This window comes from Oceanicella sp. (assembly GCF_056449545.1).
In genome coordinates this window covers 59637-68886 of record NZ_JBWOMN010000012.1, presented here as the reverse complement: position 1 = coordinate 68886, position 9250 = coordinate 59637, and the positions used below count along the sequence as shown (strand labels likewise).

Here is a 9250-nt window from a genome sequence, read left to right as displayed (position 1 = left end):
GCGCCGGAACGGGCCGCCGGCTTGGCCGGCGCCGTCGGGGCCTTGGCCGGCGCCGCCGGGGCCTTGGCCACGGGGGCCGGTTTTGCGACAGGCGCGGGCGCCGCGGGTTTTTCGGCGGCGGGCGTCGGGGTCGCTGGGGGCGTCGGGGTCGTCGGGGCTTTCGCAGCCGGCGCCGGCGCTTCGGCTTTCGCCTCGGGCGTCTTCGCCTCGGCGGCAGGCGCCTCGGCGGATTTCGCCGCCGCAGCCGCCGCAGCGGCCTTGTCGGCGGCGGCCTTTGCCTGCGCAGCCTTGACGAGCGCGGCCTTTTCGACGGCGGCGCGTTCAAGCGCGGCTTTCTCGGCCGCCAGCTCCACGGGGGTTTTCGGCCTGACCACGCGGCCGCCGGTCCTGGGCGCCGGGTCGGCCGCGGGCGCGGCCGCCATCACCGTCTTGGGCGCGGCGGGCTTGGCGGCGGCGGGCTTGACCGCCGAGATCGAGCCGTCGGCGCTCATCTTCGGTTTGACGATGCGCTTGCGCTTGGTTTCGACCACCACGGTCTTGGAGCGGCCGTGGCTGAAACTCTGGCGCACGCGTCCGGTTCCCCCGCCTCGCATCCGAAGGGTTCCGCCGCTCTTGTTGTCGCCGTCAGTATCGCTCATCAAACGTCCTCTGTCCCGCCATATGCGGGCGCTGTCCTGTCCGGCGCATCGCCGCAAGATCTGAAGCCCGAAAGCCGCTTCGACTCGCGCAACACGCGCTCCGTCACGCCGCCTTCGTCAAGCGCGGCATGTATCACAAAATCTCGCCCGAAAGCCAAACCCAATTCGTCGCTGCCGAGGCAGGAGACGATTTTCGCCCCTCCGGCAAGGGGGCGCAGCCTGGCCAGCCCCTGTTCGGATCCGTCCCGCGCCTCGATCAGCGCGCCCACCGGACCCTGTTTCAGTCGCGCCTTTACCTTCTCATGGCCGGTGACTGCAAGCCCCGCTTTGCGCGCAAGCGCGATCGCGTCGGTCAGTCTTGCCGCCAGAAGCCGCTCCACAAGCGCCGCGAGATCGTCGTCCACGATCACATTTCGGCGCGCGGCGCGGGCGAACAAACGCCGCTTGCGCGCGGTTTCCAGCGAATCGCGCCGCGCCGTGACCCAGATGCCGCGCCCCGGGGCCTTTTGCGCCACATCCGGCAGCACCCGACCCTCGGGGTCGAGCACGAAACGGATCAGCCCCTCGGTCGGCCCGCTGTCGCCGCTGACGATGCAGCGGCGCTCGGGCCCGTCCCTGTCTTTTGCGCGTCCGCCCCTGGTCATGGGCGCCCAATCCCGGCCGGGGGCTTACGCCTCGGCCGGAACCTCCGCGGTCGCTTCGGCGCCGGCCTCGCCCCCGGCCTCGGGATCCGCCTCGGGATCCGCCTCGGGGACCAGATCGGCCGGATCGACAAGACCGCACTGGATGCGGGCGCGCATCACCAGTTCCTGCGCCTCCTCCAGCGTCACGTCGAAGGGTTCGAGCAGCCCTTCGTCCTTTTCGCGCTTGCCGTCGGTGATGGTGACGCCGCCGGCCAGCTCCCAGTCGGCGCAGGTGGCGAAATCGGCGAGGGTCTTCACCCCGTCCCTGGCCAGCGCCAGCACCATCTGCGCGGTCAGCCCCTCGAAGGCAAGCAGATCGTCCTGCACGCCGAGCGCGCGAGCCTCCTCCACCGCCTTGGCGTTGATCTCCTCGAGGCTTTCGCGGGCGCGGGCCTGAAGCTCCTCGGCGGTGTCCTCGTCGACGCCCTCGATGCCCAGCAATTCGTCGAACTCGATGAAGGCGACCTCCTCGAGGCTTGTGAACCCTTCCGACACCAGAAGCTGCGCCACGAATTCGTCCACGTTCATGGTCTCCATGAACAGCTTGGTGCGTTCGGCGAATTCCGCCTGACGGCGGGCGCTTTCCTCTTCCTCGGTCATGATGTCGATGTCCCAGCCGGTGAGCTGGGAAGCGAGGCGCACGTTCTGCCCGCGCCGCCCGATGGCGAGGCTGAGCTGTTCGTCGGGCACCACCACCTCGATGCGCTGGGCGTCCTCGTCCATCACCACCTTGGCGACTTCGGCGGGCTGCAGCGCGTTGACGATGAAGGTCGCCGCGTCCTCGTTCCACGGGATGATGTCGATCTTCTCGCCGCCCAGTTCCGACACCACCGCCTGCACGCGGCTGCCGCGCATGCCCACGCAGGCGCCCACCGGGTCGATGGAGCTGTCATAGGAAATCACGCCGATCTTGGCGCGCGATCCGGGATCCCGGGCCACCGCCTTGATCTCGATGACGCCGTCATAGATCTCCGGCACCTCCATCTTGAACAGCTCGGCCATGAATTCCGGCGCCGTGCGGCTGAGGAAGATCTGCGGGCCGCGGACCTCGGAGCGCACGTCGCGGATGTAGGAGCGGATGCGGTCGCCGTTGCGGAACATCTCGCGCGGGATCAGCTGGTCGCGGCGCAGCACGCCCTCGCCCCGGCCGATGTCGACGATGACGTTGCCGTATTCCACCCGCTTGACGATGCCGCTGATGATCTCGCCGACGCGGTCCTTGTATTCCTCGTATTGCCGCTCGCGCTCGGCCTCGCGGACCTTCTGCACGATCACCTGCTTGGCGGTCTGCGCGGCGATGCGCCCGAATTCCATGCTCGGCAGCGGTTCGGACATGTAGTCGCCGATCTCCGCCTCCGGGTTCATGGCCCGGGCGTCCTCGAACGCGATCTCGGTGAAGTGGTTCTCCACCTCCTCGACCACCTCGCGGGCGCGCGACATGGTCAGCTCGCCGGTCTTGCGGTCGATCGCGGCGCGGATGTCGTATTCCGCGCCGTAGCGCGAGCGCGCGGCCTTGGCGAGGCTGTCTTCCATCGCCTCGATCACCAATTCCGGTTCGATGAGCTTTTCGCGCGCCACCGCGTCGGCGATCTGCAAGAGCTCGAGTCTGTTCGCGCTGACCATGTCAGGCCTCCGTCTTGGCGCCGGATCCGGCGTCGATGTCGGGCGCGTCTGCGGCGCCGTCTGCGGTTTCTTCTGCGGTTTCTTCTGCGGTTTCTTTTGCGGTTTCATCCGCGGATTCGTCGGCGTCGGGCTCGTCGGCCTCCACGTCGTCGAAATCGGCCTCGTCGAACCCGGCTGTCTTGCGGGCCTTCAGCGATTCGGCGATCAGTTCGTCGGTGAGCACCAGCTTGGCGTCGGCCAGCAGGTCGAAATGCAGGCCGATGATCCCCTCGGGGATCTCGATCAGAACCTCGCCGTCCTCGACCCCCTGAAGCACGCCCTTCAGCCGCTTGCGCCCGTCGATCATCTCGCTGGTCTCGAGCTTCGCCTCCCAGCCGGCGAAGCGTTCGAAATCCCGCAGGCGGGTCAGCGGCCGGTCGATGCCGGGCGAGGACACCTCCAGCGCGTAGTGCCGGTCGATCGGATCCTCGACGTCGAGCACCGCCGACAGCGCCCGCGACAGCCGCGCGCAATCCGCGACCTCCATGCCGCCGTCGGCGCGTTCGGCCATGATCTGCAGCGTCGCCTTCCTGGTCCCGGTCATCAGGCGCACGCGCACCAGCTCCAGCGCCATGCCTTCGACGGTGGGGCGGATGATGTCGGCGATGCGCCGGTCGATGGCGGATTTGGCGACCAGATCGGTCAAGGTGATCTCCTGATGGCGCGAAAGTCCTGAAAACGCGAAAGGCGAGCCGTAGCGGCCCGCCCTCCCGGTCCGGTCGCCGCCGGATCGAAACCCGACGTCGCCGCTATGTGGCCTGCCATATACAACCAGCGCCCGGCCGCTGCAAGGGGATAAGCGGGCGACGCCGCGCCCGCGACGCCGGCCCCCATGCGCAAACATCGCGGCAGGTCGCCCGCCGTCCCGTAAATTCGCCTTGCGAATTTGTGCGGGGCGACGCCCCGCTGCGTTGGCTGCGCCAACGCCGGGACGGCTTCGCCGACTGCGCCGTTTCGGCCCGAATGTCGACGCATCGGCAGTCGAGAAGCGGTGAGAAACCGCCGGCGCCGGATTTCGCCATGGCGCGTGTTAAAAGTTTTGGCATAAAGCCCCATGTAGAGTTGGATACGCCAGCCGGCCTCCGGCTGCCCGTCACCGGAGACCGCATGCGCCCAGCCTCTGACCAGCCGCCCCCGGACATGCCCGCCGACGCCGCGCCGATGACGCGCTATCGCGCGCTGGTGCGCGTCGGGGCGCTGCGCGCCGACAAGGCGCAGAACCTGGCGGTGGAAAAACTGCAGATGCTCCACGACCGGCTGAAGGACTACAATCCGTCGCGCCCCAAACGGGTGTCGCGCGGCTGGTTCGGCTGGGGGCGCGAGCCCAGCCATGACAGCGCCGATCTCGGCGGCCTGTATCTTTATGGCGGCGTGGGGCGGGGCAAATCCATGCTCATGGACCTGTTTTTCGAATCGGCGCCCGCGGCCCCGAAGCGCCGGGTGCATTTCCACGCCTTCATGCAGGAGGTCCATGCCGGCATCAACGCCGCCCGCGCCCGCGGCGAGGAAGACCCGATCGCGCCGGTCGCCGCGGCCATCGCCGATGCCGCGACGCTGCTCTGCCTTGACGAGATGCAGGTCGCCGACATCACCGACGCAATGATCCTCGGGCGGCTGTTCGACGCGCTGTTCGCGCGCGGCGTGGTCATGGTGACCACCTCGAACCGGGCGCCTGACGATCTTTACAAGGACGGGCTCAACCGCCAGCTGTTCCTGCCCTTCATCGCCCGCATCAAGGACCGCCTCGACCTGCATCACCTGGACGGCGGCGCCGATCACCGGCTCGACCGGCTGCGCGATGCGCAAACCTACCACGCGCCGCTCGGCCCCGAGGCCGACGCCGCCATGGACGCGCAATGGCGCGCTCTGACCGCCGGGCGCGCGACGCCGGCGCTGCGCATTGCGGTCTCCGGGCGCGAGGTGACCCTGCCCCGGCATCTGGACCGCGCGGCGCGCGCCGGATTCGCCGACCTGTGCGAACGCCCGCTGGGCCCGGCGGATTACCTGGCGGCGGCGGCGGCGCTCGACACGCTGTTTCTCGACCGCATCCCGATTCTGAGCCGCGCGCGCAACAACGAGGCCAAGCGCTTCGTCATCCTCGTCGACGCGCTTTACGAAGCCAGGATCCGGCTGGTCTGTTCCGCCGCCGCGCCGCCCGACAAGCTGTATCGCGAAGGCGCGGGGGCGTTCGAATTCCAGCGCACCGCCTCGCGCCTCGAGGAGATGCGCGGGCGCGACTGGCCCGGCGGCTGAGCGCGCGATTCCCGTCCCGGCACGCGCGGGACCACCCGGCGGGCGCGACCCGTCATGAAGGAGCGGCGACAATGCGCAATCTGGGCTGGCTGTTTCTGCCGATCCTGCTGATTCCCACGGCGATCGCCGTCTGGATGCAGTTCTTCACCACCCCGGCGGAGATCGAGTTCCGCGCCCTGTCCCGCCCCGAGGGATTCCGCGCGCTGGCCGTCGCCGGGTTGATCTCGGGCGCCGGCGCCGGGCGGGCGCTGACCGGGATCGGCGAATCCGACCGGGCGCCGCCGCCCGAGGGCGAGGCGCTCTGCGCCGCGCTCAATGACGGGCCGCGCCTGCCGCCCGGGCCGCTGGCCGCTGGCGCGGTGCGGATCTATTCCTTCTCGGACTACCGCTGCCCCTATTGCCGCGTGCTGTCCGGAATCCTCGACGATCTGATCGAGGAGGGCGAGGCGCAGGTCGTGTTCAAGGACTGGCCGCTGCTGGGGCCGGCCTCGGAACTGGGCGCGCGCGCGGCGCTGGCGGCGGACATGCAGGGGCGCTACATGGAAATGCACCGCAAGCTGATGGGCAGCGCCTTCGTGCCCAATCCGGCCTATCTGAAAAGCGCGGCGCCGGGGCTCGGCATCGACCCTGACCGGCTGGCGCGGGACATGCAGGATCCGCAGGCGGGGGCGGCGATCGATCGGTCGCTGACGCTCACCAGCGAGGCGGCGCGGGCTTTCGGGCTGGTGGGCACGCCGTCGCTGATCGTCGGGCGCACGGTGGCGGTGGGGGCGATACGGCGGGCCGAACTGCTGGCGCTGATCGAGGCCGAGCGCGCCGCCGGGCCGGCGCCCTGCGGGACCGCCTGACGCGGAGGCCGGATCCGAAACCGCCGCGCGGCCGATGCCGGGCCGCCCGGCCGAGCGGGCGTGCGGTCTGGGCGAACCTGAGCGGTCGGGGCGAACGCCGGCGCCCGGCCCGGCGGCGCGCCTATTCCGGCAGCAGCTGCGCCATGACCCGCATCATGTTGCCGCCCATGACCTTGCGGATGCGGGCCTCGGAATAGCCCGCCGCCAGCATCTCGTGGGTCAGGGCGGCGAGTTCGGAGACATCGAAGGCGGTTTCGACGCTGCCGTCGAAATCCGAGCCCAGCGCCACGCTGTCCTCGCCCAGCAGGTCGATCGCGGCGCTGATCGCCGCGACCACGCCCCTTGGCGAAGTGTCGCAGATCACTTCCTTCCAGTAGCCGATGCCGATCACCCCGCCCCGCGCGGCGATCGCCTGCATCAGTTCGTCGGGGTAGTTGCGCCTTGTCTGGCAATGGGAATAGATGCCGGTGTGGCTGACCACCAGCGGGCGCGAATCCAGCGTCAGCACCTCGCGCGCCACCGCCGGGCTGGCATGGGCGAGGTCGATGACGATGTCGCGTCGAATCGCCTCGGCCACCACCTGGCGCCCGAAATCGGTGAGCCCGGCGTTGGATTCACCGTGCAGCGAGCCGCCCACCGCGTTGTCGAAGAAATGCGTCAGCCCGAACAGCCGGTAGCCCGCGTCGTAAAGCCGGGCGATGTTGGCGAGATCCCGATCCAGCGCATGTGCGCCCTCGATCCCCAGAATGGCGCCGATGACCGGTTCGCCCGCGCCGCGCCGCGCCAGCACCTCGGCCAGATCGGCTTTCGTGCGGATCACCTTCACGCGATCCGGCGCCGCCGCCTCGTAGCCGGTCATGCGCCCGGCCTGATACAGCGCGCGCTCCGCGAGGCTGGTCCAGGTGCGCATGGGCCAGAGCTGCCCCAGCGCAAGCAGGGTGACGTTGTCGCGCGCATCGGCCGAATTCCGCTCGTAGTTCAGCCCCGCGGGCGATTTGGTGACGGCGGTGAACACCTGCACCGCCATGTTGCCCGCGGCCATGCGGGGAAAATCCACCTGCCCGTAATCGGCGCGGCTCAACAGGTCGCGATCCCAGAGCAGCGGGTCGGCGTGCATGTCGCCGATCACCAGCGTCGCGTGCAGCGCGCGGGCGGCGTCGGAGACCGGATAGGGCTGGTGCGCGATCACGACGTTGCGGGTTTTTTCGACATAGGCCGGGCCATAGACGAGAAACGCCGCCAGCCCCGCCACCGTCAGCACCGCGATCGCCTGAAACAGTCTCTTGATGGATCTCATGGTCGCATTCCCGTCCGCCGCCCGCCGGTTGCGCGCCAAACTGAGCCACCCGCCCGGACTTTTCAACCCGGGCCGCGGCGCGACCTCGCGTCAACCCGGGTCGGGGCGAGCGCGCCGCAGGGTCCGGACCGCCAGATCGGCCCCGGGGCGTCAGACCCGGCGCTCGACCATCATCTTCTTGATCTCGGCGATGGATTTCGCCGGGTTCAGCCCCTTGGGGCAGGTCTTGGCGCAATTCATGATGGTGTGGCAGCGGTAGAGCCGGAACGGGTCCTCGAGGAAATCGAGCCGCTCCTGCTTGGCCTCGTCGCGGCTGTCGATCAGCCAGCGATAGGCGTGCAACAGCGCCGCCGGGCCGAGATAGCGGTCGGAATTCCACCAATAGCTCGGGCAGGAGGTCGAACAGCACGCGCACATCACGCATTCATAGAGCCCGTCGAGCTTCTTGCGGTCCTCGATCGACTGGCGCCATTCCTTTTCGGGGCGCGAGGTCGTGGTTTCCAGCCACGGCATGATCGCCGCATGCTGGGCGTAGAAATGCGTCAGATCCGGGACCAGATCCTTGACCACCTCCATATGCGGCAGCGGATAGATTTTCACGTCGCCCTTCACCTCGTCGAGCCCGTAGATGCAGGCCAGCGTGTTGATGCCGTCGATATTCATGGCGCAGGACCCGCAGATGCCCTCGCGACAGGACCGGCGGAAGGTCAGGGTCGGGTCGATCTCGTTCTTGATCTTGATCAACGCATCGAGAATCATCGGCCCGCAACTGTCGAGATCCACGAAATAGGTGTCGAGCCGCGGGTTGGCCCCCGAATCCGGGTCGTAGCGATAGATGCGAAAAGCCCGCAGATTGGCGGCGCCCGCCGGCTTGGGCCAGGTCTTGCCCACGGTGATGCGGGAATTCTTCGGCAATGCGAATTCGGCCATGTCTCGCTCCTGATTAGGCGTCGGCGTCAGCCGGCGGTCGCGGATTTTTGCAGCGTCGGGCGGTGGGCGAGAAAGATCTTCTCGCCGCGATGCAGGGCGTGATCGCCCACATCCGGCTCGATCGCGGTGAATTCGGTGACCACGAACCCCGCCTGCGCCAGCCGGTCGCGGAAATCGCGGCCGTAAAAGCGCAGATGGGCGGGGTCGGTGAGGCGCAGGGCGCGGTCGTCGGCGTCGGAATCGTCGGGCAGCTCCAGCGTATGCTCCCAGCCCTCGACCAGCGGCACGGTGAGCGCGGCGAGCCCGCCGGGCGCCAGCACCCGGAACATCTCGGCCAGCGCCTTGCGGTCGTCCACATGTTCGAGCACGTGGTTGCAGATGATCAGATCGAAGCCGGCGTCGGGCAGATCCATGGATTCGATGTCGATGCGCAGATCGTAGAGATCGTTGATGTCGGCGGTGACGTATTCCTGCGCGCGGGGCCGGATGTGATCGGCGAGCCACGGTTCGGCGGCGAAATGCAGCACCCGGGTCTCGGGGCGCATGGGCGTGCGGTCGAGCCAGAGCTTCATCAGCCGGTGGCGCGGGCGGCTGTCGCAGGCGGGGCACCAGATCTCGGGCTTGCAGCGCACCGGCGAGAACCGGCCTTCATAGCCGCAGACCGGGCAGCGGCGCGCCAGCCCATTGCGCGCCCGGGCGGTGAAATGGGCGATGGCGCGGGCGGCGCGCTGGTCGAGCAGCGTCTCGATTTCGGCCGGGTCGCGCGGGGTCATCGCGCGGCCTCCGCGCAACGCGCGCAACGGAGGCATCGCGCGCGAACGCGGCCTCCGCCCATGCGCGCGCGCGGATTCGGGCGCCCGGCGGACGAAGCCGGCCCGCGCGGCGCCGGACAGCGCCGCCCCTCAGGCATCGCCGGCGCCTTGCTGCGCCGCGGCGCGA

General features: G+C 69.3%; 8 protein-coding genes and 1 pseudogene. 2 read left to right on the top strand and 7 right to left on the bottom strand.

Annotated elements, in window-relative coordinates:
- The 4 genes and pseudogenes from AC1HC7_RS01480 to rimP form a co-directional block, all read right to left on the bottom strand.
- Positions 1 to 569, bottom strand: a 569-nt coding sequence (locus AC1HC7_RS01480) for a translation initiation factor IF-2 associated domain-containing protein (RefSeq protein ID WP_479498582.1), incomplete at its 3' end; no start/stop codon positions are given.
- A gap of 68 nt (positions 570 to 637) precedes the next feature.
- The gene (locus AC1HC7_RS01475) at positions 638 to 1282 is read right to left on the bottom strand and encodes an RNA-binding protein (protein WP_479495648.1); all 645 of its coding nucleotides are present in this window, start codon (positions 1280 to 1282) and stop codon (positions 638 to 640) included.
- A gap of 24 nt (positions 1283 to 1306) precedes the next feature.
- A complete protein-coding gene (nusA, locus tag AC1HC7_RS01470) occupies positions 1307 to 2944 on the bottom strand; it encodes a transcription termination factor NusA (protein ID WP_479498581.1) in 1638 nt (545 codons plus the stop codon).
- A 115-nt stretch (positions 2945 to 3059) separates the two neighbouring features.
- A pseudogene (gene rimP / locus AC1HC7_RS01465) lies at positions 3060 to 3629 on the bottom strand (ribosome maturation factor RimP); the annotation flags it as partial.
- Between the two features lie 461 nt (positions 3630 to 4090).
- On the opposite strand from rimP, the gene zapE reads away from it, so the two are divergent.
- Both zapE and AC1HC7_RS01455 read left to right on the top strand, forming a co-directional pair.
- Positions 4091 to 5236: a cell division protein ZapE gene (gene zapE / locus AC1HC7_RS01460; RefSeq protein WP_479498580.1), complete on the top strand. Its 1146-nt coding sequence runs from the start codon at positions 4091 to 4093 to the stop codon at positions 5234 to 5236.
- Between the two features lie 71 nt (positions 5237 to 5307).
- On the top strand, positions 5308 to 6084 hold the full coding sequence (locus AC1HC7_RS01455; RefSeq protein WP_479495645.1) for a DsbA family protein: 777 nt from the start codon (positions 5308 to 5310) through the stop codon (positions 6082 to 6084).
- A 121-nt stretch (positions 6085 to 6205) separates the two neighbouring features.
- Here the strand turns inward: AC1HC7_RS01455 and AC1HC7_RS01450 are convergent, their stop codons facing one another.
- The 3 genes from AC1HC7_RS01450 to AC1HC7_RS01440 form a co-directional block, all read right to left on the bottom strand.
- On the bottom strand, positions 6206 to 7381 hold the full coding sequence (locus AC1HC7_RS01450; protein WP_479495644.1) for a dipeptidase: 1176 nt from the start codon (positions 7379 to 7381) through the stop codon (positions 6206 to 6208).
- Between the two features lie 150 nt (positions 7382 to 7531).
- Positions 7532 to 8311, bottom strand: coding sequence for a succinate dehydrogenase iron-sulfur subunit (locus AC1HC7_RS01445; RefSeq protein WP_479495643.1), 780 nt, complete (start codon positions 8309 to 8311; stop codon positions 7532 to 7534).
- A 26-nt stretch (positions 8312 to 8337) separates the two neighbouring features.
- Entirely contained in the window at positions 8338 to 9084 is a 747-nt protein-coding gene (locus AC1HC7_RS01440; RefSeq protein WP_479495642.1) for a methyltransferase domain-containing protein, read from the bottom strand.
- Positions 9085 to 9250: the final 166 nt, after the last annotated feature.